The organism is Shimia haliotis, from assembly GCF_900114415.1.
GTDB classification, from domain to species: domain Bacteria; phylum Pseudomonadota; class Alphaproteobacteria; order Rhodobacterales; family Rhodobacteraceae; genus Shimia; species Shimia haliotis.
Map to the genome: position 1 here is coordinate 117,970 of NZ_FOSZ01000006.1, position 24,844 is coordinate 142,813.

A 24,844-nucleotide genomic window follows, 5' to 3' on the forward strand; every position below is an offset into this window, starting at 1 on the left:
GGCGGGAGGCGAGGAACACGGCTGTTTGAACGTGGCGAAAAACTTGACGGATCATTTAAGTTTTTTCTTGCCTTGGAGCGCTTGCGAGCCGCAGCATGCTCAAAAAACAAGAATTCAATAGGGAGTATAACTATGAACGATCAACTGAAGTATCTTACGCGCCGCGCCGCGTCGGGCCTGATGACCCGCCGCGAGTTTGTCGGTCGCGCGGGTGCGCTGGGTGTGTCCGCAGTGGCGGCAACCACGATGCTGTCCTCTGCTGTCAAAGCAGCTGGTCCGGTCAAAGGCGGTACACTGCGGATGGGTCTGCAGGGTGGCTCGACCACCGATAGCCTCGATCCGGCGCTGTCCACGAACCAAGTGTCGCTGATGCTGATCCGCCTTTGGGGCGAGCCGCTGGTTGAATTGACCGACGACGGTGGCCTTCAGGGCAAAGTGGCTGAAAGCTTTGAAGCTTCGGCGGATGCGAAAACCTGGACCTTCACCGTGCGTCAGGGCCTCACCTTCTCCAACGGTCAGGAAGTGACCGCGGCGGATGTGGCTGAAACTCTGGACCGTCACTCGGGTGAAGACACCAAATCCGGTGCGCTGGGTCTGCTGCGCGACATCGCGAATGTACGCACCGACGGTCGCAACGTGATCATCGAACTGAACAACGCCAACGCTGACCTGCCGTATCTGATGGCGGACTATCACCTGGTTATCCAGCCTGGTGGCGGTAAAAGCGCGCCAGACGCAGCGATCGGCACCGGTCCTTATGTCCTTAAGGATGTGGATATGGGTGTGCGCATTGTTGCAGAGAAAAACCCGAACTATTGGGGTGATCTTGGCAACGCTGAAACCATCGAACTAGTTGTTATCAACGACAACACTGCTCGTGTTGCTGCGCTGCAGTCCGGTCAGGTTGACCTGATCGACCGCGTTCCGCCGCGTACCGCCGGTCTGGTAAGCCGCGCACCGGGCGTGACTGTCGCCTCGACCGCAGGTCCGGGCCACTATGTGTTCATCGCACATGTCAACACAGCTCCGTTTGACAATCAGGACCTGATGCTGGCGCTGAAGTACGGTATGAACCGTCAGGAACTGGTCGACAAAGTTCTGTTTGGCTACGGCTCTGTAGGCAACGACAGCCCGATCAACGCGTCTTATCCGCTCTATACCGAGTTTGAGCAGCGCGAGTATGATCCCGACAAAGCGGCGCATCACTTCAAAAAGTCCGGCCATGACGGCCCGGTTCTGCTGCGCACATCGGACAACTCTTTCCCGGGTGCTCCGGATGCTGCGGCACTGTTCCAGCAGTCTCTGGCCGGCGCGGGTATTGAGCTTGAAATCAAGCGCGAGCCCAATGATGGCTATTGGTCCGAAGTGTGGAACAACAAGCCGTTCTGCACCAGCTACTGGGGCGGTCGTCCGACTCAGGACCAGATGTTCACCACGGCTTATCTGTCCTCCGCGGACTGGAACGACACCCGTTTCAACAACGAACAGTTTGACCAGCTGCTGATTGCGGCACGGGCTGAACTGGACACCGGCAAGCGCACCCAGATGTATGCCGACATGGGCACGATTCTGCGGGACGAAGGCGGTCTGATCTGCCCGATGTTCAACGACTTTGTTGACGCCTATACCGACAAACTGGGCGGTTGGGTCGAGAACGTGAACGGGTTCGCTCTGATGAACAGCTACGCTCCGCTGCGCATGTGGGTTAACGCCTGATATGCCCCTTCTTGTAAGACTACTGGTCCAGCGCATTGCGCTGGGCCTGCTTCTCCTCTTCCTCGTCTCGATTCTGATCTTTGCCGGCACGATCATTTTGCCGGGTGACGTGGCGCAATCCATCCTTGGACAGTCGGCGACTCCTGAAGCACTTGCCAATTTGCGGCGAGAGCTCGGGCTGAATGATCCGCCTGTGACCCGCTATTTCCATTGGCTTGGCGGTGTTCTGCAAGGTGATCTTGGAACCGCGCTCACATCGGGACAGGACATTGCGACAGCCATTGGCAAACGCCTTGGCAACACGCTTTTCCTTGCATTCTGGGCGGCTTTGATCTCCGTGCCTCTTGCGATTTTGCTTGGCCTGATTGCCGTGCGCTATCGTGAACGTTGGCCCGACAAAGTGATTTCTGCGGTCACACTGGCATCCATCTCGGTGCCGGAATTCCTGATTGCCTATGTGGCGATCTTCTTTTTCTCGGTGCGTTTGCGCTGGGCTCCGTCGGTCACGACGATCAACGACTCCATGACCCTTGGAGAGAAACTGCACACGATCTCTATTCCTGTGGCCGTTCTGACGGTTGTGGTTCTGGCGCATATGATGCGCATGACCCGCGCGGCCATTCTGAACGTGATGCAGTCGGCCTATATCGAAACCGCAGAGCTGAAGGGCATGCGGATGTTCAATATCATCTGGAAGCACGCCTTCCCGAACTCGGTCGCGCCAATTGTGAACGTTGTGATGCTGAACATGGCCTATCTGGTTGTGGGTGTTGTGGTGATCGAGGTGGTCTTTACCTATCCGGGTATGGGGCAATACCTCGTGGATCACGTTTCCAAACGCGATATTCCGGTGGTGCAGGCCTGTGGTCTGATCTTTGCCGCGGTTTACATCGGTCTGAACATGATCGCGGACATTGTGTCCATCATCAGCAACCCGCGTTTGCGGCATCCGAAATAGGGGACACGTTATGAGAATACCCATAGCTGCCCTGATCGGGCTTATCTTCACCTTCGCTTACTTCTTTGTGGCGATATTTGCGCCTTGGATTGCACCATACGGCATGGCCGAAGTGGTCAGCCGTGATGTCTGGCTGCCGCCGTCTTCCGAGTTCTTGCTGGGCACTGACAACCTTGGTCGTGATCTTTTGAGCCGGATGATCTATGGCGGGCGTACAACGATCTTTATCGCCACCGCGGCGACGATCCTCAGCTTCACCACAGGTTCTGTTCTCGGCTTTCTGGCCGCCGTTCTTGGTGGTTGGGCAGATCAGGCGATGAGCCGGTTTGTTGACCTGATCATGTCGATCCCGTCGCTGATCTTTGCTCTGGTGGTTCTGTCTGTAACCCCAGTGACCATTCCGATCCTGATCCTTGTCATGGGCTTTCTGGACAGCACGCGGGTTTTCCGTCTGGCACGTGCCGTGGCGGTGGACATCAACGTGATGGACTATGTTGAAGCCGCAAAACTGCGCGGTGAGGGGCGTGCGTGGATCATCTTCCGTGAAATCCTGCCGAACGCCCTGTCGCCTCTGGTGGCGGAAATGGGCCTGCGCTTTATCTTCATGGTGCTGTTTGTTTCGACACTGTCGTTCCTTGGCCTTGGCGTGCAACCGCCAGAAGCTGACTGGGGTGGCATCGTGAAAGAAAACGCGGACGGCATCGTCTATGGTATCGGCGCCGCGCTTTATCCGGCGGTGGCCATTGCGACGCTCGCGATCTCCGTAAACCTCGTGGCGGATTGGGTTCTCAACCGCACCACATCGCTGAAAGGGGGCCGCGGATGAGCGACAAGCTTCTCAAAGTCAAAGACCTCAAGATCGGCGCGACGGTGTATCCTCCTGGCGAAAAGCCGCATGACATCGAAATCGTGCATGGCGTGAGCTTTGAGGTGGAAAAGGGCAAAGTGCTGGGCCTTATCGGTGAATCCGGTGCAGGTAAGTCGACGATTGGCCTATCGGCGATGGCATACGGCCGTGGCGGTGTAAAAATCACCGGCGGTGAGGTTTGGGTCAACGGGCGTGATATCCTGAAATCCAATCTGGGCGACATCCGTGCGTTGCGTGGTGGTGAAGTCACCTATGTTAGCCAATCTGCGGCGGCGTCTTTCAACCCTGCCAAGCAGATTATGGATCAGGTGACGGAAGCCTCCATCCTGCAAGGCAAGTTTTCCAAGAAAGAGGCAGAGGCGCGCGCGGTGGAGTTGTTCCGCAAGCTTGGCCTGCCCGATCCGGAAAACATCGGCAACCGCTATCCGCATCAGGTGTCTGGCGGTCAGTTGCAGCGCTGTATGACGGCGCTGGCGCTGTGTCCCGAGCCCGATCTGGTGGTGTTTGACGAGCCGACCACGGCCCTTGATGTGACAACTCAGATTGATGTTCTGATGGCGATCAAAGAAGCGATCCGCGACACCGGTGTTGCGGCGCTTTATATCACCCATGACCTCGCTGTGGTGGCGCAGGTGAGCGACGATATTCTCGTGCTCAAGATGGGCGATATGGTCGAATACGGTTCTGTGGATCAGATCATCAACAACCCGCAGGAAGAGTATACGCAGGCGCTTGTGTCTGTCCGGTCGATCAACCACGAGGAAAAAGAACCGACATCGGAGCCTGTGTTGCGCGTGCAGAATGTCACCGCGCGCTACAAAGGCACGAACTTTGATGTTTTGAAAAACATCAACGTCGAGTTGCATCCCGGTCAGACGTTGGCTGTTGTTGGCGAAAGTGGCTCGGGCAAGTCGACGCTTGCGCGGGTGATCACAGGCTTGTTGCCGCCAAGTCAGGGGCGCATCCATTTTGCGGGGCGTGATCTGTCTGCGGATCTGGCCGGGCGTTCCAGTGAAGATCTGCGGGAATTGCAGATGATCTATCAGATGGCCGACACGGCGATGAATCCGCGTCAGACCGTGGGAACCATCATCGGACGGCCGCTGGAGCTGTATTTCGGTCTGAAGGGCGAGGAGAAGCGCAAGCGGATCATCGAGCTTTTGGATGAAATCGAGATGGGGGTCGAGTTTATTGATCGCTATCCGGCAGAATTGTCTGGCGGCCAAAAGCAGCGTGTGTGCATCGCGCGGGCGCTGGCGGCGAAGCCGAAGTTGATCATTTGTGACGAGGTGACGTCGGCGCTGGATCCTCTGGTGGCGGATGGCATTCTTAAGCTGCTTCTGGAGCTTCAGAAGATTGAAGATGTGGCCTTTTTGTTCATCACTCACGATCTGGCGACGGTGAAGGCGATCGCAGATAGCATCGCAGTCATGTTCCAAGGTGAGGTTGTGCGCTATGGCGGCAAGACGGACGTTCTGAGTCCGCCGTTTGACGACTACACCGACCTGCTGTTGAGCTCTGTGCCGGAGATGAAACTCGGCTGGCTGGAAGAGGTTATTGCCAATCGCAAGATGGAGAGCGCGGGCAACTAGGCCTGTGCGCTAGGAGATTTGAGGAGGCCGGCCCTGTGGGGTCGGCCTTTTTCGTTAGTAGTGGCTGGTGTAGCCGCCATCTACAGCCCAAACCTGACCAGTGACATAGCTGGCGGCGGGGGCGGCGAGAAAGAGGATGGCGGGGGCGAGTTCGCGGGGGTCTCCCCAACGACCCAGCGCGGAGGATGCCTGAAGTCTCTCGGCAATGGCGGGATCTTGGGCAGCGGCGGCATTCGGAGCGGTTTTGAAAAAGCCGGGCGCAACGGCGTTCACGTTGATGCCTTGCGGGGCAAGCTCGGCGGCCAGCGCCTTGGTCATACCGTTGATCGCCGCTTTGGCCGCGGTATAGGCCGCGTCGCCGGGTTGGGCGATCAGACCGGCAATTGAGGAGATATTGACGATCCGGCCATAGCCTTTGGCGGCCATTTGTGCGGCGGCCTGCTGACATAGCCGGAAGGGCGAAACAAGGTCCACATCCATCAGGCGTTGCAGGTCTGCGCGCGTGAACTCCTGCGCCATGCGGCGGTCGCGCATGCCGACGTTGTTCACAAGGATAGACAGCCCACCGGCCTCCGCCAAAGCCGAGAAGGCTGCGGTTGTTGCGGTGTCGTCGGCCACGTCAAACGGCAATGCGGAGGCCGAACGGCCGTGGGCGCGGATGTCCTGTGCCACCTCTTCGCAGCGTTCGCTGTTCCGTCCGTTGATCCAGACATGAGCGCCGGCCTGAGCCAGCAACTCGGCGGCGGCGCGGCCAAGGCCGTCAGAGCTTCCGGTGATCAGGGCGTTCTGGCCAGTGAGGTCGAAGATGGGCAAATCGGGCATGGGTGTCTCTGGGTTATGGCTTTGTTGAGATTGCGCCACGGGGCGGCAGTGTCAACCGGCATAGTCGTGTGACGGGATTGCGACAGCGGTGGCTCTGAGGTACCAATGCTGCATTGCAATATCTTCCAGCGAGACAGCCATGTCCTATATCGCCCGCATCGACATCGATGACAGCAACCTGCCGCCTCCGACGCCTGAGATTGATCAGGAGCGTAAGGTGGCGGTGTTTGATCTGCTGGAGGAGAACTCTTTTGACCTGCCGCGACGGGAGGGCCGTGAGGTTCCCGATGGGCCCTATGCGCTTGATTTGTCTATCCGCGATAAACGGTTGGTGTTTGATGTTGCGGTCAACGAGGGTGACAAGGCAGCAGAGTTTCATCTGAGCCTGTCCCCGTTCCGGCAAGTGGTCAAAGACTATTGGGCGATTTGCGAGAGCTACTTTGATGCGGTGAAAAACCTGCCGCCAAGTCAAATCGAGACCATCGATATGGCGCGGCGTGGTATCCACAACGAAGGCGCGCGGGTGTTGCAGGAACGGCTTGAAGGCAAGGCTGAAATTGACACCGACACGGCGCGGCGGTTGTTTACGCTGATTTGCGTATTGCATTTCGGGGGCTGAGCGTTTGGCGGAGGAGACCCCCATTCAGACGTTGCCGCAATCGATCCTGTTCTGTTGTGATCAGAATTCCGTGCGCTCTCCGATGGCGGAGGGCATCATGAAGAAGCTTTATGGCACGGATGTCTATGTACAGTCGGCGGGCATTCATTCCGATCTCGAGATCGACGGTTTTGCGATTGCGGTCTGTGAAGAGATCGGTGTCGAGTTGTCCCGTCACCAGTCGCGCAGCTTTGACGAGATGGAAAAGCGGGGTGATCAGCTGTCGTCTTTTGATTTGGTTGTCGCCTTGACGCCCGCCAGCAAGGCAGAGGCGGAGCGGCTGACGCAGTATTATCACATGGAGCTTGAGTTTTGGCCCATTGCCGATCCGACAGGGGCTGGTGACGGGCGCGAGGCACGGCTTGAGGCCTATCGTGCCTCGCGGGATGATATCGTGACCCAACTTAAGTCTCGCTGGGGCTAGCGAGGAAATTCTTCTGTGAAGAATTGCGTACTCTTCGGCAGAACCTTGCGTGACGGGCATGTCACAATTGCGCCTAGGTGCTGAGAATCCCCTTGTATATGGGGCGGTTTGGTCCCATTTAGGGGCAGCCCGCGCCAAGCGGGTGCAATGTATAGGAGAAAACATGGCCAAGGAAGAACTGCTCGAATTTCCCGGCGTCGTGAAGGAACTCCTGCCCAATGCGACATTTCGGGTCGAGCTGGAAAACGGCCATGAAATCATCGCACACACGGCAGGCAAGATGCGTAAGAACCGCATCCGTGTTCTGGCTGGCGACAAAGTGCAGGTGGAAATGACCCCCTATGATCTGACCAAAGGTCGGATCAACTACCGCTTCAAGTAAGCGCTCCGCGCGGGCGAAAGCGAGGCTTAGGATGAAATTGATCCTCGGCTCCGGCAGCCCGCGCCGCCGGGAATTGCTGGCGCAATTGGGTGTAGTGGCGGATGATATCCGCCCGCCCGACATCAACGAAGACCCCCACAAAGGTGAACTGCCCCGGCCCTATTGCCGGCGCATCGCTTACGAGAAAGCGCTGGCTGTTAAGGCTGCGCCGGATGACATTGTGCTGTGTGCCGATACCACAGTGGCATTGGGGCGCCGCATCATGGGTAAGCCACGCGATGCCGGTGAAGCTGCTGAGTTCCTGATGGCTCTTTCGGGGCGTCGCCACCGCGTTGTGACCGCCGTTGCTGTGCGGCGTGGCGATCAGATGTGGCAAAAGGACGTGGAAAGCTCCGTCAAGATGAAGCGGCTTTCCAACGTCGAACTCAACGCTTATCTGGCCACAGGCGACTGGGACGGCAAAGCGGGTGGTTACGCCATTCAAGGCCCCGCAGGTGCTTTCATCCCATGGATTTCCGGCTCGTTTACCGCCATTGTGGGCCTGCCCGTGGCAGAGACCGCCAACCTGCTGCAAGCGGCAGGCTACCCGCTTTATTCCGCGGACTGACAACGCAAAGAAAGGGACGCCGATGGAAGGACGTCAGATCATTCTCGACCATATCAATGGGCGCGAGGCCGCTGCCTTGATGGTGGATGGACAGCTTGATGACCTGTTGATTGACGGCGATGCGCCGCGTCCCGGTACGATCTATCGCGCTGTGGCAGATCGGCCCGTCAAAGGGCAGGGGGGCATGTTCCTCAAGACCCCTGATGGCAACGTGTTCCTGCGGCAGGTAAAAGGGCTGGCGCCTGGCGATGTGATGCTGGTGCAGGTCACGGGCTATGCCGAACCTGGCAAGGCAATTCCGGTCACGCAGAAGGTGCTGTTCAAAAGCCGCTATGTGATCGTCACACCGGATGCTCCGGGCATCAACGTCAGCCGCTCGATCCGCGAAGACGACGAACGCGACCGCATTCTGGAGATCGCGCATGACGTGGGCGGTGAAGCCGGTATGGGACTGATCCTGCGCTCTGCCTGTGAAGGAGAGAGCCGCGAGGATATCGCCGAGGACATCGCAAATATGCTTGATCTGGCGGATCAGGTTTTGGCGGATGCGGAGGGACCTGCAGAGAAGTTGATTGATGGTGACGGGCCGCATGTGGCGGCGTGGCGCGATTGGTCCGAGCCTGCGGATGTTGTCACCGAAGCGGGCAGTTTTGACACACACGGAGTGCTCGACGCGCTGGAAGATGTGCAGGGCATTCGTGTGCGGCTTGAGGGCGGTGCCAGCCTGTTTGTCGAGCCGACGCGGGCCTTGGTGGCGGTGGATGTGAACACCGGTGGCGATACCTCGCCTGCGGCGGGCACGAAGGCGAATTTTGCTGCCGCAAGGGCGCTGCCGCGCGCGCTGCGTTTGCGCGGGCTTGGCGGGCAGGTGGTGCTTGATCTGGCGCCGATGTCAAAGAAAGACCGTCGTGGTTTTGAAGGGGCGCTGCGGGCGGCATTCAAACGTGACACGATCGATACGACTCTGGTGGGGTGGACCCCGCTTGGACACTATGAATTGCAACGCAAAAAGGCCCGTCCGTCCCTTCAGGAGGTGCTGAAGTGAGCTGCCCGATCTGCAAGAAAGACACGGTTCAAAGCTATCGCCCGTTCTGTTCCAAACGCTGTGCGGACATCGATCTGGGCAAGTGGTTTGGTGGAGGTTACGCAGTGCCGTCACAGGATCCCGAGGAAGCAATCGAGGCGCTGGAAGAGATGGAAAAGCAGGCATCTCGTCTGCACTGAATATTTTTCGAGAATCCCTCTGGACAGCCCCCCTTGGCTGACATAGAAGGCCTGCACCCAAGGCGTTCAGCCTTCCCGTGCCCGGGTAGCTCAGGGGTAGAGCAGTGGATTGAAAATCCTCGTGTCGGTGGTTCGATTCCGCCCCCGGGCACCATTTTTCCAAAAGCTAGATGTCCAAATATCGGACCCGCGGCTAATGCGGTCCTTATGAGATGTCACCGTTTGAGAAAAGATGCCAACGTGCCAAAAAAGACCCGCCTGAGAGGCGGGCTAGGTGGTTTGGGGACTGTGAGTTCAAAAGCCGCCATTCACGTCGTGAAGGCTTAGTTGTGGAACGAAGCCGATGAGATGTGGGCCTTCGTTTGAGTGGAAATCAATTCTGGTTCCGGACTTCCCTGACCCAAGCGACAATCAGATCGCGTGACTCGCGGTCCATGTCGATGGCGTTTGGGGGCGGCATCGCATGGGACAGGCCGGCCTGCAGATAGATTTGGTCGGCATGGCGGGCAACGTCTGCCTCTGTTTCCAGCACAATACCTTTCGGCGGCCAGTGCATACCTTCCCACGACGGCTCGCGTGCATGACACATCGAGCAATTGCCCGTCACGGCATAATACGCATCTTCGAACCCCTCCGCAGAGGCATATTTTTCCTCATACGGAGTCATCTGGCGGGCTTCGGATTCTTCATAGGTCTCGCCGGTTCTTGCAGTGGACAACCATGCGATCACGATCATCAGCAATGCTGTGGCAAGCCACGTCCAGTTGGGGCCTTTGCCGGTCTTGTGCATGGTGTTGAAGTAGTGGCGGATCGTTACGCCGGTCAGGAAAATAAGGCTGGCGATGATCCACGAGTATTCGGTGGCGAAGGCCAGCGGATAGTGGTTGGACAGCATAAGGAACACGACCGGCAACGTCAGGTAGTTGTTGTGAGTTGAGCGAACCTTGGCGATCTTGCCGTACTTGGCGTCCGGCGTGCGGCCGGCCTTCAGGTCCGCGACCACAATGCGCTGGTTAGGCATGATCTGAAAGAAAACATTGGCGGTCATGATGGTCGCGGTGAACGCGCCAAGGTGCAGCAGGGCGGCACGGCCTGTGAAAATCTGGTTGTAGCCCCACGACATGAACACAAGAATTGCGAACAACAAAAGCATCAGGACGGTGGGCTGTTCGCTCAGCTTGGATTTGCACATGGCGTCATACGCCAGCCAGCCAATGGTGAGGGAGCCACCGCTGATCAAAATGCCCTGCCAAAGCGCGAGATCTGCCTTGGTGGGATCAAGCAGGAAGAGTTCCCCGCCCACCCAGTAGACGATCATCAGCAGCGCGGCGCCGGAAAGCCATGTCGAGTAGCTTTGCCATTTGTGCCACGTGAGGTGCTCGGGCATTTCAGCCGGTGCCACGAGGTATTTGACGGTGTGATAGAAGCCACCGCCGTGGACTTCCCATTCTTCGCCAAAGGCGCCGTCGGGCAGGTGGTCAGCCGGTTTCAGCATCAGATCGAGTGCGATGAAATAAAATGATGCCCCGATCCAGGCCATCGCGGTTATGACGTGGAGCCATCGCACGGAGAATGCGATCCAGTCCCACAAAATTGCCATATCGTACATGGCTGTCCTCCCCAAAAGTCGAATTTAGAAACACTCTATTCGACACTGGTTTCTTCTGGTATTGCAGTCAAACACCAAGCAGTATCAAAAAAAACGAAACAATGTCATACATTGATAATATCAGAACTTTTGTGCGTGTGTATGAACTCGGGAGCATGTCTGCGGCTGGGCGGGATCTGCGTGTGTCGCCGGCGGTGACGTCTTCGCGAATTTCGCAGCTTGAGGAGCATTTGGGTGTCAGGCTGTTTCAGCGCACCACCCGCAGTCTAACCCCAACAGAGCAAGGACGGTCGTTTTATCGGGGCGCAACGGAGATACTCGAGGCGATCGAGCGCGCGGAAGGGCAGATTATCAACAGCACTGAAAACCTGAGAGGCTCGCTTTATGTGGCGGCCCCGCTAGGGGTTGGCCGAAGGCTGATTGCCCCGCTGGTGCCTGAATTCTTGAAAGAATATCCCGAAGTCAACGTGCGTCTGCGCCTGACGGACCGGAATGTTGATCTGACCACCGAAGGGCTCGACCTTTCGTTTTTTCTGGGGCAGCCGGCCGATAGCACCCTTCGCATTCGCAAAATTGCGGATGTGGAAAGAGTCCTGTGTGCGGCCCCCAGTTATATCGAAGCCAAAGGCATGCCGCAGACCGGAGAAGATCTGGTGTCAGGTGGGCATGAGTGCCTGAACCTGAGGTTTCCGGGAGCGACAGAATTCCAGTGGCTCTTGTCCACCAAAGAAGGTGACAAGCGGTTCCGTGTGTCAGGACGATATGAGTCCGACGATGGCGATGTGTTGACTGACTGGGCGTTGGCCGGACACGGCATTGCGATGAAGCCGATCTTTGAAGTCGCAGATCACCTGAGTTCAGGTGCGTTGTGTCCGGTGGCGGTCGAGACCCCGCCCAAGCCCATCCAAATGGCGTGCTTGTTCACCCATCGGCGCATGCAGGATCCCAAAACGCGCCTGTTCATGGAGTTTATGATTGAGAGGGTCGGAAAAACAATCCGCGCGCCTCTCAAACCATAGGCGTCTTTTTTAACTGCCGCGATATGTCCCGTATCCGAAGGGGGACAGCAGCAATGGTACGTGATAGTGCGACTCGTCAGACATGCCGAACCGGATTGGCACGATGTCGAGAAAACGCGGATCTTCTTTGGGCACGCCACAGGCATCAAGATATGCGCCCGCGTGGAACAGAAGTTCATATTCACCTGTTGCGAACTCGCTGGCTGGCAGGATTTGCTCATCCGTGCGTCCGTCGCTGTTGGTGGTGAGCGTCTTGAGTTTGGTGCGGGTGTCCCCGTTCAGCCGATACAGTTCAATCTTAAGCCCCTCGGCAGGGCAGCCGCGTGCTGTGTCCAAGACGTGAGTGGTGAGATAGCCAGACATCTATTTGCCTCCTAGTTATTTCCGATTGTTCTAGTCCGGTTGCCCGATCCGGAGCAAAGCCAGAGTCACAGAAGGCTCTTGTTAGCAATTTTTGAAAATAAAAGTGCATTATTTGGTTTATTAAGGGTCAAAACCAGAGGAACGAACATTGCAACGCTATCCACGAGATCTTTCCGGCTATGGGGCGAACCCGCCTAAGGCAAACTGGCCCGGCGGCGCCAAAATCGCCGTTCAGATTGTTTTGAACTATGAAGAAGGTGGAGAGAACAATATCTTGCATGGCGATGCTGCCTCGGAAGCGTTTTTGTCCGAAATCACGGGTGCGCAGCCTTGGCAGGGCCAGCGGCACTGGAACATGGAGTCCATCTATGAATACGGCGCGCGCGCCGGTTTCTGGCGTGTTCACCAACTCCTGAAAGACACGCCGATTACGGTTTACGGGGTGGCGACAGCATTGGCGCGGGCGCCGCAACAAGTTGCGGCGATGAAATCTGCGGGTTGGGAAATTGCCAGCCACGGTTTCAAGTGGATCGAGCACAAAGACATGTCGGTGGAAGAGGAGCGCGACCATACGCGCGAAGCCATCCGCCTGCATACAGAAGTCACCGGCACACCGCCGCGGGGCTGGTACACAGGTCGCTGCTCAATGAACACAATTGATCTGGCCGCGGAGGAAGGTGAGCTTGCCTATATCGCGGACAGCTATGCGGATGATCTTCCGTATTGGGTCAAAGCGGGCGGCAAGGATCAGTTGATTGTGCCTTATACGATGGATTGCAACGACATGCGGTTTGCCATTCAGGCGGGTTACACCAATGGCGACCAATTCGAGAGTTACCTGAAAGACAGCTTTGACATGTTGTATGCCGAAGGCGAGGCAGGAGCGCCCAAAATGCTGTCGATCGGGTTGCACTGTCGCCTGATCGGGCGGCCCGGACGCGCCGCCGCTTTGCTGCGCGTTTTGAACTATTACCGCGAACACGAAGGCGTTTGGTTCGCAACACGCGAACAGATCGCCGACCATTGGATGAAAGAGAACCCGCCAATGCACATCAACCGCCCCTCCGAAATGGACAAACAGACGTTTGTCTCTGAATTTGGTGGTATTTTCGAGCACAGCCCGTGGATTGCCGAGGGCGCGTTTGATCTGGAACTGGGACCGACCCACGACAACGCCTTGGGCGTTCATAGCGCGTTGGCGCGCGTGTTCCGCTCCTCCAGCGAAGAGCAGCGCCTTGGCGTTTTGGTGGCACACCCCGACCTTGCCGGCAAGTTGGCCGAGGCGAAACGTTTGACGGCAGAATCCACAGCAGAGCAGGCCTCTGTGGGGCTGGATGCGCTGACCGATGAAGAACGGGCGATGTTCACTGAGTTGAACACAGCCTATGTCGCCAAGTTTGGTTTTCCTTTCATCATTGCTGTGCGTGACAACACCAAGGCCACGATCACAGAGGCGTTCAAGCGCCGGATCAACAATGATCGCGACGCGGAGTTTGCAGAAGCCTGCCGTCAGGTTGAGCGCATCGCGGAGCTGCGCCTTCTGGAGAAATTTGATCAATGAGCCAACGGATTGTCACCCGTCCGCTTACGGCTGAGGCATTTGCGCCCTTCGGTGATGTGATCGACGTGTCCGGTGAGCCGGACAAGATGATCAATCAAGGCATGTGCGGCCGCCATCATGACAAAGCCATATTGGATTTTTCCGACGGCAAAGCAGGCATCAGCGTGTTTAACGCCCAAGCCCGAGAACTGCCGATGCGGCTGGATATGGTCGAACGCCATCCGGATGGAAGTCAGGCGTTTTTACCGTTGAGCAGAGAGCCTTTTCTGGTGGTGGTTGCGCCTGACGAAAATGGCCGACCAGGCACCCCTTTGGCCTTTGTGACCGCGCCTGGGCAGGGTGTGAACTATCATAGGAATGTCTGGCACGCGGTCTGCGCGCCACTGTCGGAACAGGGACAGTTTGCGGTTGTTGACCGGATTGGCGACGGCCCGAACCTCGAGGAGTATTGGTTCGAAGAGGACATCACGATTCAAGAACAATAAAGAGTCGGTAAAGAAGCCGGCGAACGCATCCATAGGGAGGGAAACACCATGGCTGATGCATCAATCGGAACCCCGGAACAGCTCAGGGATCCAAATTACACACCGCCGATAGCCAAGGCGATACCATTGGGGCTGCAGCACGTTCTTGCGATGTTTGTGTCCAATGTTACTCCGGCGATTATCATTTGCGGCGCCGCGGGATTTGGGTTTGGGTCCAACAGCCCCGATTTTCCGCAGATGATCTATATGATCCAGATGTCGATGTTCTTTGCTGGCATCGCGACTTTGCTGCAAACCATCGGTGTGGGGCCGGTGGGCGCGCGTTTGCCGATCGTGCAGGGCACGTCGTTTGCATTCATTCCGATCATGATCCCGCTGGTTGCAGGCAAAGGGGTTGATGCGATTGCTGTTCTGATGGGCGGTATCGTCGTTGGCGGCTTGTTCCACACAATTCTCGGACTGTTCATTGGCAAGATCCGGTTCGCGCTTCCGCCCTTGGTCACAGGACTTGTGGTCACGATGATCGGTCTCGCATTGGTGAAGGTCGGCATTCAGTACGCGGCCGGCGGTGTTCCTGCTATCGGCAAGCCCGAGTATGGGTCGCTGATGAACTGGACCATGGCGTTGATCGTGATTTTCGTCACGCTCGGGCTGAAGTTTTACGCCCGCGGAATGCTTTCGGTATCCGCCGTTCTGATCGGTTTGATTGTTGGCTATATCTTTGCGTTTGCAATGGGCGAAGTGAACCTTGGCAACGTTGGCCGTGCGGCGTCGTTTGCCCTGCCAAACCCGTTCCACTTTGGTATCGAGTTTTCGGTGGCTGCCATCATCGGCTTCTGCCTGATGTCTTTCGTGTCGGCGGTTGAAACCGTAGGCGACGTTTCGGGGATCACCAAAGGTGGTGCCGGTCGCGAAGCCACCGACAAGGAAATTAAGGGCGCAACCTTTGCTGACGGTGTTGGCACTGCGATTTCTGGCCTGTTTGGCGCTTTGCCGAACACTTCGTTCAGCCAAAACGTGGGCCTGATTGCGATGACAGGCGTTATGAGCCGTACGGTTGTGACCATCGGCGCGATCTTCTTGATCCTTGCCGGCTTGGTGCCGAAAATTGGCGCAATTATCTCGTCCATTCCGATCGAAGTTCTGGGCGGCGGCGTGATTGTCATGTTCGGCATGGTGGCCTCGGCGGGCATCTCGATGTTGTCGGATGTGCACTGGAACCGTCGCAACATGGTGATCTTTGCGATTTCCCTGTCGCTGGGTCTGGGCCTGCAACTTGAGCCAGGTGCATTGCAGCACTTGCCGGGCACACTTAAAGTGCTGGCCACTTCGGGCATCTTGCCCGCAGCGCTGATTGCCATCGTGCTCAACCTGATCCTGCCGGAAGAACTGTCCGATGAGGCCACTGAGGAGGTTTCCGGTGGTCTCGCCGGTCATGGCGAAGGCTCGCTTCCCAAGGACGACCACGTCTAAGGAAACGTCACATTGACACCTGCCTCGTGCAGGCGTGAAAACAGCGGCGGCGTGAACATCACGCCGCCGTTCCCAATTGAGAGACTGACATGACAGCAATTGAAGTGTTCGTTCTGGCCATCGCCGGTTTCGGCGCAGGGGTCGTGAACACCATCGCGGGAGGCGGAACCTTTTTGACGTTCCCGGCCCTTGTTTGGGCAGGTGTTCCGCCGGTTGCCGCAAACGCAACAAGCGCGGTTTCGGTGTTTCCCGGCTATCTTGGCGGGGCTGTCGGTTTCCTGTCGGAGCTCAAGACGTTGTCGCGCGCGCAGATGATCCGGCTGACGATCATCACTCTTGCCGGAGGGCTAGCGGGCTCATTGCTTTTGCTGGTGTCCTCGAATGAAGCGTTTTCGCTTGTTGTTCCGTTTTTGCTGTTTTTTGCCACCACGGCTTTCTTGTTGGGACCGAAATTGCGGAACTGGGCTGCTGGCAGGACGCGCTTACTTAGGCCGGAAGGGGCTGTGGGCCTGTTTCTGGTGAGTGTCTATGGCGGCTATTTCAATGGGGGGCTCGGGATCGTTTTGCTCGCGCTTTTTGCCATGTGGGGTTGGCGTGATTTGCATCTTATGAATGGCGTAAAGAACGGGTTGTCCTTTGCTTTGTCCGCCATTTCGGTCGCCACCTTTGCGGTGGCCGGATTGGTTGTGTGGCCGATGGCCGTCCTAATGATGGTTTTTGCCGTGTTGGGCGGGTACAGCGGTGCCTGGGTGGCCAAGGCAGTTCCGGCCTCGGTTGTCAAAGCCATGGTCGTGGTCATCGGCTACGGCATGAGCGCGATTTTCTTTGTGCGGCTTTTCGGCGGCTGACCTCATGCTGTGACGCAAAGATCAGCCGCTTTGTGTACGCTTTATGCGGTTTCGGAAACGAGGCGGCGTGTGGCACCTTCGGCAAGCGCAGTTTTACCGCTGGTGTGTTTCATCGCCTTGCCTGCAACATAGGTTTCTGCGATCGCACGGTCATCTCCGAGCATTTGCAGCACAAACAACTCTTCGGACAGTGTTTCGGCGCACTGCATGCGCAGGTCCATTGCGGGGGTCGCCCGTGAATTCAGAACCACGATGTCCGCGTCTGTCCCAACCTCAAGCGTGCCAATCCTGTCCGCCAGTCCAAGCACTTCGGCATTGCCGCGGGTGATCCAGTGGAAGGCTTGCAGGGGGTGCAGCTTCTGGTTTTGCAGCTGGAGAACCTTGTAACCCTCGTTCAGCGTCTGAAGCATTGAGTAACTGGTGCCCGCCCCGATGTCGGTGGCGATGGCGTTTTGGATGTTTTTTGACCTGAGGCCCGCATCGTCAAACAGGCCGCTGCCAAGGAAAAGGTTTGAGGTGGGGCAAAATACGGGTTTGGCCTGTGTTTCCGCCAGCACTTCGATTTCGCGCGGTTGCAGATGGATTGAGTGACCCAGAAGCGTTTTTGGCGTGAGAAGCCCGTAGGATTCATAAACCCCGAGATAGTCGGGCGCTTGGGGGTAAAGTTCTGCGGTAAAGGCAATCTCGTCGTGGTTTTCGGAGAGGTGCGTTTGCACAAAACACTCGGGGTGCTCGGCGACCAGCGCGCCGGCCATCTCCATCTGCTCCGGTGTCGAGGTGATCGCAAAGCGGGGCGTAATGGCATAGTGTGCGCGCCCCTTGCCGTGCCATTTATCTATCAGTGCTTTGCTGTTGTCATAACCGGAGACCGGCGTGTCCGTCAGGGCGTCGGGGGCATTTCTATCCATCATGACTTTGCCGCCGATCATGCACATGTTCCGGCGCGCGGCTTCGGAGAAATAGGCGTCCACTGAGGCCGTATGGACCGAACAGAAGGAAACCGCTGTGGTCGTGCCATGAGACAGAAGCAGGTCATAAAAGTGGCCCGCCATCGCCTCGCAATGCACGGGGGATTCAAAGCGGGTTTCTTCGGGAAAGGTGTAGTTGTTCAACCAGTCCAGAAGCTGGGATCCCCATGAGGCAATGACCTGAACCTGCGGGAAATGCACATGGGTGTCGATAAAACCGGCCATGAGCAAGTTGGGTCGATGGTCAGTGACGGCGGCGTCAGTGGCTTTGGCGGCCACATCGCAGTAAGCACCCACCGCTTTGATTTTGCCATCCTTCATCAAGATCGCGCCGTCCTCGATATACCGGTAGGCGGCGGTGTCGGCTTCGCCTTCGGGGCGGGAGTGGAAATCAAGTACGCGCCCGCGCAAAAGCGTGTATTTCTCTGTCGGTGTCATGGTGGCATCCGGTTCTGAACGTAAGAGGGATTGGCGCGGGCCGCCGAAGGGAAACATTGAGGCGGCCCGCGTTGGTGGTTTGAAAGGCGGAGTACTATTCGGCGGGTGCCGGTGCCTCTTCCACCACCGCGTTTTCGTTCACCAACTCATCCTCTTTGTGAAACAGAGGGTAGATGTAGAGGAACGCAGCAGAGATCAGGTAGCCGGCAGTGACACCGGACAATTCGGGCCAGTGCAGGCTTGCGCCATGAATGATGCCGAGCGCGGACATGACCGCTGCGGCCAGAGCAAAGCCGCCCGCGTTGCGGAAGCGTCCGTCGATCACGCTGGCAACAATTGCGCCCCAGATCAGGCCTGTGAGAATGGCCCCCTGTGACAGCGCCAGATGTCCTTTGAAATGCGCACCTTGTTGCAGCAAAGCAGCGGTCAGAGCCTCGTCGCCGAGTTGAGGAAGACCGGCAACACCCACGGCGCCCAGAGCGCCCATGAGCGCCCCCCATTTGATCATCAGGAACGCAGACACATGCGGCATCATGGCAAATGTCACCGCGGCCATGTGATCGGTTTTGACGGAATGCGCGGTGTTGGTGATCAGGCTGAGAGCCACAAATACCAGCACAGGCGCGGCGGCGGCCACAGGGATCAGGTTGTTGAGGAAGGCAAGCAGGCCAAAGAACGCAGCGACCGGAATAACAACCCCGACGCCAATGATGTAGCCGGCGTGCGCACCCATGCGTTTGTAGGCAGGGTGGCCGATATAGGCGGTGGTCGGAAACGGCGAACCAAACAATGCGCCCACCATGGTGCCCAGACCGTCGGTGATCTGACAGGTTGCAACGGGATAGTGATCGCCAGCCGCTTCGGCGCTTTCCACGTTGTTCATGGTTTCAATGAAGTTGTAGATTTGGACCGGTACCAGAACGAGGAACAACTCGGGGTTGGCAAACAGGTGTTGGATGCCAGCAAAGAGATCCCCAAAGTAGGGAAGCGGCGGGTAGAAACCGACACCTTCGGCGCTGAATTTGGCTTCGCCCATGCCCAATGCAACCACTGTCCCGATGATCAGGGCCAGCAGTCCTGCCGGAATGTTGTAAGGCAGACGGAACCGACCGACGAGCCCCCATAGGATGATGATCATCGACGCAAAGCCGATAAACGGGTTTTCAAACACGGTCGCGAGTGGCACCGTTCCGATGAATACGAGCGCGATGCCGCAGAGCGTGCCGAGCATCCCAGCCCGCGGTGTGACCCGCTTGAGCCAAGGGCCGATCACGGCGCCAAATGCAGCGACAATGCCACCCATAAAGCCGGCACCGATCCCGACTTGCCACGCCAGAATTGGATCGTTGGTTGACCAGTAGATTGGGCCGATGACGCCAAAGAGGTAGACGAACATGACGGGTGTCGAAATGCCGTAGGGCAGGGCGGTCACGTCGCGACCATGTTGCGCAGCGGCGCGTTTGGCGAGGCCGACATAGACCGCGATGCCTGCCAAAATTGCGACGGCGGCGCCAGGTACGATCCGCCCGTAGACGATGTCGGCGGGCATGTTGAAAACGAACTGACAGATGCCTGCCAGAACCATCAGGTTGATCAGGTTGTCAGTGAACAGCGCCCAGAATGCGCTGAAGTCGCTGCGGTGAAACAGCTTGTAGGTATAGCTACCATCCCTCATTGGGACCTCCATTTTTTTGACCGGACGGTCGCGGTTTCTCCTCGAACCGCGGTCGACCGGCGTTTCTCACTGTGCCGCGATATGCGAAACAGCGCCCCGAAGTTGGGGAATTGCGGCAGTTTCAGAGGTCAGTGCAGTGATCACTTCGGCCGCGACCAGCGCGGCGATCACTGCGGGCCGTTTGTCACGGCTGCCGCCTGCCCCGATGGGACAGATTAGGGGTGCAATGGACAGGCCATCGCAAAACTCGTTGCTCCAGGAGCGAAATTTGGCACGTTTGGTTTTGGACCCGATGAGGCCGACATAGGCAGCATCACCGCGTTGCAAGGCAGCGGAAGTCAGCAAGAAATCCAGACCATGATCATGCGTGAGTACGATAAAGGCGCTGCCTTCGGGTGCGTTCATGATGTCGATTTCCGGTATCACGCTCAGGCGTTTTTCGACCGCAGCCTGCGATTGACGCAACTCGTCTTCGCGTTGGTCAATCAGCACGGTTCTGACCGGCAAATGCTGCAGTTGGTCGGTCAGAGCCCGCCCGACATGCCCGCTGCCGAGAATGTAAACACTGGGGCTGTTTGCTGCTTCTGCCGCAGCGTCGGCGTGGGCGATGGTTTTGTCTGATGGGCTCATGCGGGAGATCAGCACCTCGACCCGTCCGCCGCAACACTGGCCGATCTCCGGTCCCAGCGGTATGTCGAGGTGCTCTGACAGGTTGCCCTTTGCCAGAAGGTCACGCGCAGCATTGATGACGATATGTTCGAGTTGGCCACCGCCGATGGTTCCCCAAAGGCCGTCATCACGGACAAACATTTCGGTCCCCGTAGTGCGGGGGGACGACCCTCGCACTCTGGTCAGCCGCACGAGTGCAACCGCGCCAGGCGCGTTCAGGAAATCCAGAAAGGTGTCGGCGTTGTCCATAGCCCGCAGCCTCAGCCTTTGGCCTTGAGGTGGGTCATGGCCATCAGTACCCGCTCTGGCGTTGCGGGGGCTTCCAGACGCGGACATTCGCTGTAGTTGGCGACGCTGGCGACGGCCATCGAAAGGGCCTCAAACACCGAAATACCAAGCATAAACGGGGGTTCTCCAACGGCTTTGGACCTCTTGATCGTCATTTCCCGGTTGTCGGACCAATCCGCGAGATTGACGTTGAAGACCCGCGGGCGATCGCTGGCCAGTGGAATTTTGTAAGTCGACGGGGCATGCGTGCGCAGACGGCCTTCGTCATCCCACCACAGCTCTTCGGTGGTCAGCCAGCCCATGCCCTGAACGAAAGCACCCTCTACTTGGCCTTTGTCCAAAACCGGATTCAGGGAGCGGCCAACGTCATGCAGGATGTCTGTTCGCTCTACGCGGTATTCGCCGGTCAGCGTGTCGACCGAAACCTCGGAGCAGGAGGCGCCATAGGCGTAGTAGTAAAACGGGCGACCTTTACCAGCCTCGCGATCCCAATGGATTTTGGGCGTTTTATAAAAGCCGGCTGCGGAGAGCTGGACCCGCGCCATGTAGGCTTCTTTGATGAAAGCATCAAAGGGGATGAGATCTTCACCGATTTGCACATGGTTGGGGAGGAAATACACGTCGGTTTCGGCAACGTTGCGGCTTTCGGCCGCGAATTTCACCAAGCGTTCCTTGATTTGCTGTGCCGCATCCAAAGCGGCCATCCCGTTGAGGTCAGATCCAGAGGACGCTGCTGTTGCGGAGGTGTTGGGCACTTTTTCCGTGGTGGTTTTGGTGATTTTGATTCGCTCAAAATCCACCTGAAAGGCGTCCGCGACGATTTGGGCGACTTTGGTGTTCAACCCCTGTCCCATCTCGGTGCCGCCATGATTGAGGTGGATCGAGCCGTCGTTATAGACATGGATCAGAGCGCCGGCCTGATTGTACCAAGTGGCGGTGAACGAGATGCCGAATTTGACGGGCGTCAGCGCCAGCCCCCGCCGGACAATGCCACCTTTGGCGTTTTCTTCGAGAATGGCTTGGCGCCGCGCCTGATAGTCGGCGCTGTCTTCGAGTTCTTCGACAATGCGCGCGATGACGTTGTCTTCGACTTCCTGATGATAGGGAGTCAGATTTCGACCGTCGGTGGCATCGCCATAAAAGTTCGCCTTGCGCACCTCCAGAGGGTCTTTGCCCAACGCATAGGCGATCTCTTCGATCATGCGCTCGGCGGCGACCACGCCTTGCGGTCCGCCAAAACCACGGAAGGCTGTGTTGGAAACCGTATGAGTTTTTTGCGGGCGCGATGTCAGTCGCACGTTCGGATAGAAGTAGGCGTTGTCGGCGTGAAACAGGGCGCGATCGGTGACGGGGCCTGACAAATCCGATGAATAGCCGCAACGGGCAGCAAATTGGCTTTGCACGGCTTCGATGCGCCCGTCCCCGTCAAACCCCAAATCGTAGTCGATCACAAAGTCATGCCGCTTGCCTGTTGCGGTCATGTCCTGATCGCGGTCGGGGCGGATTTTTACGGGGCGGCCAAGTTTTTTGGCGCCTACGGCGGCCACGGCGCAAAACAGGTTCATCTGACTTTCTTTGCCGCCAAAACCGCCGCCCATGCGACGGACATTTACAACCACGGCATTTGACGGAACACCAAGCACATGCGCGACCATATGCTGTGCCTCGCTCGGGTGCTGTGTCGAGCAATGGACAATCACATCGTCGTCCTCGCCCGGGATGGCAAAGGCTATGTGCCCTTCCAGATACATGTGGTCCTGCCCGCCCACCATCATCTGGGCCTGAATGCGGTGTTTGGCACCTGCAAGCGCAGTGTCGACATCGCCGCGCTCCAGCTTCAGCGGATCTGTGATCAAAGGCAGACCGGCCTGCTCTGCGCTGACGGGATCGAGGGCATGGGGCAGCACGTCGTAGGTGATGTCAGCAAGTTCCGCAGCACGCCGCGCGGCATCGCGGCTCTCAGCGATCACAGCAAAGAGCGGCTGGCCGTGAAATTCGACCTTGTCTGTCGGGAAGACAGGTTCGTCATTCTTGCCGGTTGGGCTGATGTCGTTGACGCCGGGTATGTCTGTGGCGGTCAGGACATCCACCACACCAGCGGCCGCGCGCACGGGCGACAAATCCATGTCTAGGATGCGGGCATGGGTGACGGTGGACACGCCAAGATATGCGTGCAGCGTTCCGATGGGTTCCGCGATGTCGTCGGTATACTCGGCGCGCCCTTGCACTTGTTTGATCGCGCTGTCGTGCTTGACGTTCTGATGCACCGCGCCGCTGACGTATGAGCTGTCTTTCATCGTCGGTCTCCTTATGCCGTCGCCAATTGGGCGTTGGTGCTGTTGTCCGCGTCCAGAAAGAAGCGACGCATTAGATTGGCAGCCACCTGACTGCGGTACTCAGCAGAGGCGCGCCAATCTGTAAGTGGGGTAAAATCCTTGCTGAGGGCCGCCGCGGCGTCTTCGAAAGCCTGTTCGCCCCATTTGGCTCCGACTAGGGCCGCTTCTGCGGTTGCGGCGCGTTTGGGCGTGGCGGCCATGCCGCCAAATGCCACGCGCGCGTCGGTGATTTTGTCGTCTTCAACGGTCACGCTTATGCCGCAAGCCACCGAGGAAATGTCCTCGTCCCTGCGTTTGGATATCTTGTAGGCCGCATCCCTTTGGCCGCGGCGGGGGCGGGGAATGCGAATGCTGGCGACAAAGTCACCGGCTTCGCGGTCCTGTTTTCCGTAGTCGATAAAAAACTCTTCAATCGGCAAGGTTCGCTGCCCGTCGCTTTTCTGCAACGTGACTTCGGCACCCAGGGCGATCAGAACCGGTGGTGTGTCCCCGATAGGCGAGCCGTTGGCAACGTTGCCGCCGATTGTTCCCATGTTGCGGACCTGCCAGCCGGCAATGCGGTTCCAATAGTCCGTCAGGTGCGGGAAGACCTCTGTGATGTGGGTTTGGCTTTCGCTGTAGGTGACGCCTGCGCCGATGGTCAGCGCGTCATCGGAAAGGGTCACGTTTTTCAGTTCTTCCAGATGATTTATGAAGACAACCGGCGAAATCGGGCGCATGAATTTTGAGACCCAAAGACCGACGTCTGTTGAGCCTGCGACGATTGTTGCCTGCGGCTCATCCGCCAGAACCTGCGCCAGATCGGCGACGTCATGGGGAACAATCGCGCGATCGTCCTCTGGGCCGATTTCGATGCGGCGGGTTGGCTGAAGTGCCGCGAGGCGGGCAGTCACATCTGCGCGCTCCTGATTGAGAACGTCGTTGGCCAGTGTGCCATATTCATTCACCGCAAGAGCGGCTTGAACTATCGGCTCATATCCGGTGCAGCGGCACAAATTGCCCTGAACTGCGGTTTCCACCTGTTCAACTGTAGGTTTGGGATTGGCCATCCACAGCGCATAGAGCGACATCACAAAGCCAGGTGTGCAGAAGCCGCATTGGCTGCCGTGAAAGTCGACCATTGCCTGTTGCACGGGATGCAGACGGCCGTTCGGGCCGACAAGATGTTCGATGGTGACGATGTGGCACCCGTTCAGCGACGGCAGAAACCGGATGCAGGCATTGATGGTTTCATAGTGCAGCCGGCCGTTGTGCAGGCGCCCCACCAAAACGGTGCAGGCTCCGCAGTCTCCCTCGGCACAACCTTCCTTGGTGCCGGTCATGCGGCGGTCAATGCGCAGAAAATCGAGCAAGGTGGTTGTGGCCTTGGCATCGGTAACGGTTGTTTCCGCGCCATTGAGCAGAAAGCGGATTTCGTTCTGATGAGCCATGAGACCTCCCGTTTCACTTCGGGGCTGTCCGAAGCTTGTGCATTGTATTGCGTCCGCATTCCCATCAAAACGGCGGCCTTTGCGAAATCTTTTCAATGAAACGTAGATAATGAAGTCACCGGTTTCCCTTGCGTTCAACGATTTAGGGCCATGGCAGACAAGCCGCCGAAACAGGGATTCTCGCTTGCATGTATTTCGATGGCCTGTTGCGCTTGGGGGGAAGGTCAGGCTCACTGAGCGACGGGTGGAGCTGCGGTTTTGGGATACAAATTGCACAAAGCCGCAGGCTTGTGACCTGCGGCTTTGTGTTCTCGGTATCTTTTCCCCGTTTGGGGCATTCTGTTCTGCGGGCGGGCGAAAACCTTCGCACGGCCGCCCGTAATTTGCGTCGGATCCGGCGGAGATTTGCAGGATCAGTACGGGGTTTTCAG

Annotated in this window: 23 protein-coding genes and 1 tRNA gene; 16 read left to right on the forward strand and 8 right to left on the reverse strand. The window is 57.7% G+C overall.

The features are described from left to right. The first annotated feature begins 132 nt into the window (after positions 1 to 132). Genes BM069_RS14630 through BM069_RS14645 form a run of 4 tightly spaced genes read left to right on the forward strand, consistent with a single transcriptional unit; the run spans position 133 to position 5,134 of the window. Complete coding sequence (locus BM069_RS14630; protein WP_093324781.1) at positions 133 to 1,716, forward strand: ABC transporter substrate-binding protein; 1,584 nt, start codon at positions 133 to 135, stop codon at positions 1,714 to 1,716. A 1-nt stretch (position 1,717) separates the two neighbouring features. Next, positions 1,718 to 2,674 carry an ABC transporter permease gene (locus BM069_RS14635; RefSeq protein ID WP_093324783.1) on the forward strand — a complete coding sequence of 319 codons (957 nt, stop codon included), beginning with the start codon at positions 1,718 to 1,720 and terminating at the stop codon, positions 2,672 to 2,674. A 10-nt stretch (positions 2,675 to 2,684) separates the two neighbouring features. Continuing rightward, positions 2,685 to 3,500 carry an ABC transporter permease gene (locus BM069_RS14640; protein ID WP_093324784.1) on the forward strand — a complete coding sequence of 272 codons (816 nt, stop codon included), beginning with the start codon at positions 2,685 to 2,687 and terminating at the stop codon, positions 3,498 to 3,500. Beyond that, positions 3,497 to 5,134, forward strand: a complete 1,638-nt coding sequence (locus BM069_RS14645) for an ABC transporter ATP-binding protein (protein ID WP_093324786.1) — start codon at positions 3,497 to 3,499, stop codon at positions 5,132 to 5,134. Before BM069_RS14640 ends, BM069_RS14645 begins: the two co-directional genes overlap by 4 nt. A 54-nt stretch (positions 5,135 to 5,188) precedes the next feature. Here the strand turns inward: BM069_RS14645 and BM069_RS14650 are convergent, their stop codons facing one another. Next, positions 5,189 to 5,956: an SDR family oxidoreductase gene (locus tag BM069_RS14650; RefSeq protein WP_093324788.1), complete on the reverse strand. Its 768-nt coding sequence runs from the start codon at positions 5,954 to 5,956 to the stop codon at positions 5,189 to 5,191. A gap of 139 nt (positions 5,957 to 6,095) precedes the next feature. Between BM069_RS14650 and BM069_RS14655 the strand changes: the two genes are divergently transcribed. The 7 genes from BM069_RS14655 (at position 6,096) to BM069_RS14685 (ending at position 9,405) form a co-directional block, all read left to right on the forward strand. Further along, on the forward strand, positions 6,096 to 6,575 hold the full coding sequence (locus tag BM069_RS14655; protein WP_093324789.1) for a UPF0262 family protein: 480 nt from the start codon (positions 6,096 to 6,098) through the stop codon (positions 6,573 to 6,575). Between the two features lie 4 nt (positions 6,576 to 6,579). Then, entirely contained in the window at positions 6,580 to 7,038 is a 459-nt protein-coding gene (locus BM069_RS14660) for an arsenate-mycothiol transferase ArsC (RefSeq protein WP_425288684.1), read from the forward strand. A 163-nt stretch (positions 7,039 to 7,201) separates the two neighbouring features. Continuing rightward, the gene (gene infA / locus BM069_RS14665; protein WP_007205486.1) at positions 7,202 to 7,420 is read left to right on the forward strand and encodes a translation initiation factor IF-1; all 219 of its coding nucleotides are present in this window, start codon (positions 7,202 to 7,204) and stop codon (positions 7,418 to 7,420) included. A 31-nt stretch (positions 7,421 to 7,451) separates the two neighbouring features. Next, positions 7,452 to 8,027 carry a Maf family protein gene (locus BM069_RS14670; RefSeq protein WP_093324791.1) on the forward strand — a complete coding sequence of 192 codons (576 nt, stop codon included), beginning with the start codon at positions 7,452 to 7,454 and terminating at the stop codon, positions 8,025 to 8,027. Positions 8,028 to 8,049: 22 nt separating this feature from the next. Continuing rightward, positions 8,050 to 9,072: a ribonuclease E/G gene (locus tag BM069_RS14675; protein ID WP_093324793.1), complete on the forward strand. Its 1,023-nt coding sequence runs from the start codon at positions 8,050 to 8,052 to the stop codon at positions 9,070 to 9,072. After that, complete coding sequence (locus BM069_RS14680) at positions 9,069 to 9,251, forward strand: DNA gyrase inhibitor YacG (protein WP_093324794.1); 183 nt, start codon at positions 9,069 to 9,071, stop codon at positions 9,249 to 9,251. The genes BM069_RS14675 and BM069_RS14680 overlap by 4 nt, the downstream gene beginning before the upstream one ends. Before the next feature lie 79 nt (positions 9,252 to 9,330). Next, positions 9,331 to 9,405, forward strand: a tRNA-Phe gene (locus BM069_RS14685). Between the two features lie 219 nt (positions 9,406 to 9,624). On the opposite strand, the gene BM069_RS14690 is transcribed toward BM069_RS14685, so the two are convergent. Further along, entirely contained in the window at positions 9,625 to 10,860 is a 1,236-nt protein-coding gene (locus BM069_RS14690; RefSeq protein ID WP_093324796.1) for a urate hydroxylase PuuD, read from the reverse strand. A 101-nt stretch (positions 10,861 to 10,961) separates the two neighbouring features. On the opposite strand from BM069_RS14690, the gene BM069_RS14695 reads away from it, so the two are divergent. Then, on the forward strand, positions 10,962 to 11,879 hold the full coding sequence (locus BM069_RS14695; RefSeq protein WP_093324797.1) for a LysR family transcriptional regulator: 918 nt from the start codon (positions 10,962 to 10,964) through the stop codon (positions 11,877 to 11,879). Positions 11,880 to 11,888: 9 nt separating this feature from the next. Here the strand turns inward: BM069_RS14695 and uraH are convergent, their stop codons facing one another. Continuing rightward, positions 11,889 to 12,242 (reverse strand): hydroxyisourate hydrolase, encoded by a 354-nt coding sequence (gene uraH, locus BM069_RS14700; RefSeq protein WP_093324799.1) that lies wholly within the window; start codon positions 12,240 to 12,242, stop codon positions 11,889 to 11,891. Positions 12,243 to 12,390: 148 nt separating this feature from the next. On the opposite strand from uraH, the gene puuE reads away from it, so the two are divergent. The 4 genes from puuE to BM069_RS14720 all read left to right on the forward strand — a co-directional run bounded on the left by puuE (position 12,391) and on the right by BM069_RS14720 (position 16,609). Continuing rightward, a complete protein-coding gene (puuE, locus tag BM069_RS14705; protein ID WP_093324800.1) occupies positions 12,391 to 13,803 on the forward strand; it encodes an allantoinase PuuE in 1,413 nt (470 codons plus the stop codon). Then, on the forward strand, positions 13,800 to 14,288 hold the full coding sequence (locus BM069_RS14710; RefSeq protein ID WP_093324801.1) for an ureidoglycolate lyase: 489 nt from the start codon (positions 13,800 to 13,802) through the stop codon (positions 14,286 to 14,288). The genes puuE and BM069_RS14710 overlap by 4 nt, the downstream gene beginning before the upstream one ends. Before the next feature lie 48 nt (positions 14,289 to 14,336). Continuing rightward, positions 14,337 to 15,761: a uracil-xanthine permease family protein gene (locus tag BM069_RS14715; RefSeq protein WP_093324803.1), complete on the forward strand. Its 1,425-nt coding sequence runs from the start codon at positions 14,337 to 14,339 to the stop codon at positions 15,759 to 15,761. Between the two features lie 89 nt (positions 15,762 to 15,850). Then, positions 15,851 to 16,609 (forward strand): sulfite exporter TauE/SafE family protein, encoded by a 759-nt coding sequence (locus BM069_RS14720; RefSeq protein ID WP_093324805.1) that lies wholly within the window; start codon positions 15,851 to 15,853, stop codon positions 16,607 to 16,609. Positions 16,610 to 16,650: 41 nt separating this feature from the next. On the opposite strand, the gene guaD is transcribed toward BM069_RS14720, so the two are convergent. The 5 genes from guaD to xdhA form a co-directional block, all read right to left on the reverse strand. Beyond that, positions 16,651 to 18,015, reverse strand: coding sequence for a guanine deaminase (gene guaD, locus BM069_RS14725; RefSeq protein WP_093324807.1), 1,365 nt, complete (start codon positions 18,013 to 18,015; stop codon positions 16,651 to 16,653). A gap of 94 nt (positions 18,016 to 18,109) precedes the next feature. Continuing rightward, the gene (locus BM069_RS14730) at positions 18,110 to 19,690 is read right to left on the reverse strand and encodes a xanthine/uracil/vitamin C permease (RefSeq protein ID WP_093324982.1); all 1,581 of its coding nucleotides are present in this window, start codon (positions 19,688 to 19,690) and stop codon (positions 18,110 to 18,112) included. 66 nt (positions 19,691 to 19,756) lie between these two features. After that, positions 19,757 to 20,608, reverse strand: a complete 852-nt coding sequence (gene xdhC / locus BM069_RS14735) for a xanthine dehydrogenase accessory protein XdhC (RefSeq protein WP_093324808.1) — start codon at positions 20,606 to 20,608, stop codon at positions 19,757 to 19,759. A gap of 11 nt (positions 20,609 to 20,619) precedes the next feature. Next, on the reverse strand, positions 20,620 to 22,944 hold the full coding sequence (gene xdhB, locus BM069_RS14740) for a xanthine dehydrogenase molybdopterin binding subunit (protein WP_093324810.1): 2,325 nt from the start codon (positions 22,942 to 22,944) through the stop codon (positions 20,620 to 20,622). 11 nt (positions 22,945 to 22,955) lie between these two features. After that, entirely contained in the window at positions 22,956 to 24,413 is a 1,458-nt protein-coding gene (gene xdhA / locus BM069_RS14745; protein WP_093324812.1) for a xanthine dehydrogenase small subunit, read from the reverse strand. Between the last annotated feature and the right edge of the window lie 431 nt (positions 24,414 to 24,844).

Coding starts and splice junctions, on each gene's coding strand:
- BM069_RS14630 (WP_093324781.1), top strand. CDS start 133: ATGAACGATCAACTGAAGTATCTTACGCGCCGCGCCGCGTCGGGCCTG.
- BM069_RS14635 (WP_093324783.1), top strand. CDS start 1,718: ATGCCCCTTCTTGTAAGACTACTGGTCCAGCGCATTGCGCTGGGCCTG.
- BM069_RS14640 (WP_093324784.1), top strand. CDS start 2,685: ATGAGAATACCCATAGCTGCCCTGATCGGGCTTATCTTCACCTTCGCT.
- BM069_RS14645 (WP_093324786.1), top strand. CDS start 3,497: ATGAGCGACAAGCTTCTCAAAGTCAAAGACCTCAAGATCGGCGCGACG.
- BM069_RS14650 (WP_093324788.1), bottom strand. CDS start 5,956: ATGCCCGATTTGCCCATCTTCGACCTCACTGGCCAGAACGCCCTGATC.
- BM069_RS14655 (WP_093324789.1), top strand. CDS start 6,096: ATGTCCTATATCGCCCGCATCGACATCGATGACAGCAACCTGCCGCCT.
- infA (WP_007205486.1), top strand. CDS start 7,202: ATGGCCAAGGAAGAACTGCTCGAATTTCCCGGCGTCGTGAAGGAACTC.
- BM069_RS14670 (WP_093324791.1), top strand. CDS start 7,452: ATGAAATTGATCCTCGGCTCCGGCAGCCCGCGCCGCCGGGAATTGCTG.
- BM069_RS14675 (WP_093324793.1), top strand. CDS start 8,050: ATGGAAGGACGTCAGATCATTCTCGACCATATCAATGGGCGCGAGGCC.
- BM069_RS14690 (WP_093324796.1), bottom strand. CDS start 10,860: ATGTACGATATGGCAATTTTGTGGGACTGGATCGCATTCTCCGTGCGA.
- BM069_RS14695 (WP_093324797.1), top strand. CDS start 10,962: ATGTCATACATTGATAATATCAGAACTTTTGTGCGTGTGTATGAACTC.
- uraH (WP_093324799.1), bottom strand. CDS start 12,242: ATGTCTGGCTATCTCACCACTCACGTCTTGGACACAGCACGCGGCTGC.
- BM069_RS14710 (WP_093324801.1), top strand. CDS start 13,800: ATGAGCCAACGGATTGTCACCCGTCCGCTTACGGCTGAGGCATTTGCG.
- BM069_RS14715 (WP_093324803.1), top strand. CDS start 14,337: ATGGCTGATGCATCAATCGGAACCCCGGAACAGCTCAGGGATCCAAAT.
- BM069_RS14720 (WP_093324805.1), top strand. CDS start 15,851: ATGACAGCAATTGAAGTGTTCGTTCTGGCCATCGCCGGTTTCGGCGCA.
- guaD (WP_093324807.1), bottom strand. CDS start 18,015: ATGACACCGACAGAGAAATACACGCTTTTGCGCGGGCGCGTACTTGAT.
- BM069_RS14730 (WP_093324982.1), bottom strand. CDS start 19,690: ATGAGGGATGGTAGCTATACCTACAAGCTGTTTCACCGCAGCGACTTC.
- xdhC (WP_093324808.1), bottom strand. CDS start 20,608: ATGGACAACGCCGACACCTTTCTGGATTTCCTGAACGCGCCTGGCGCG.
- xdhB (WP_093324810.1), bottom strand. CDS start 22,944: ATGAAAGACAGCTCATACGTCAGCGGCGCGGTGCATCAGAACGTCAAG.
- xdhA (WP_093324812.1), bottom strand. CDS start 24,413: ATGGCTCATCAGAACGAAATCCGCTTTCTGCTCAATGGCGCGGAAACA.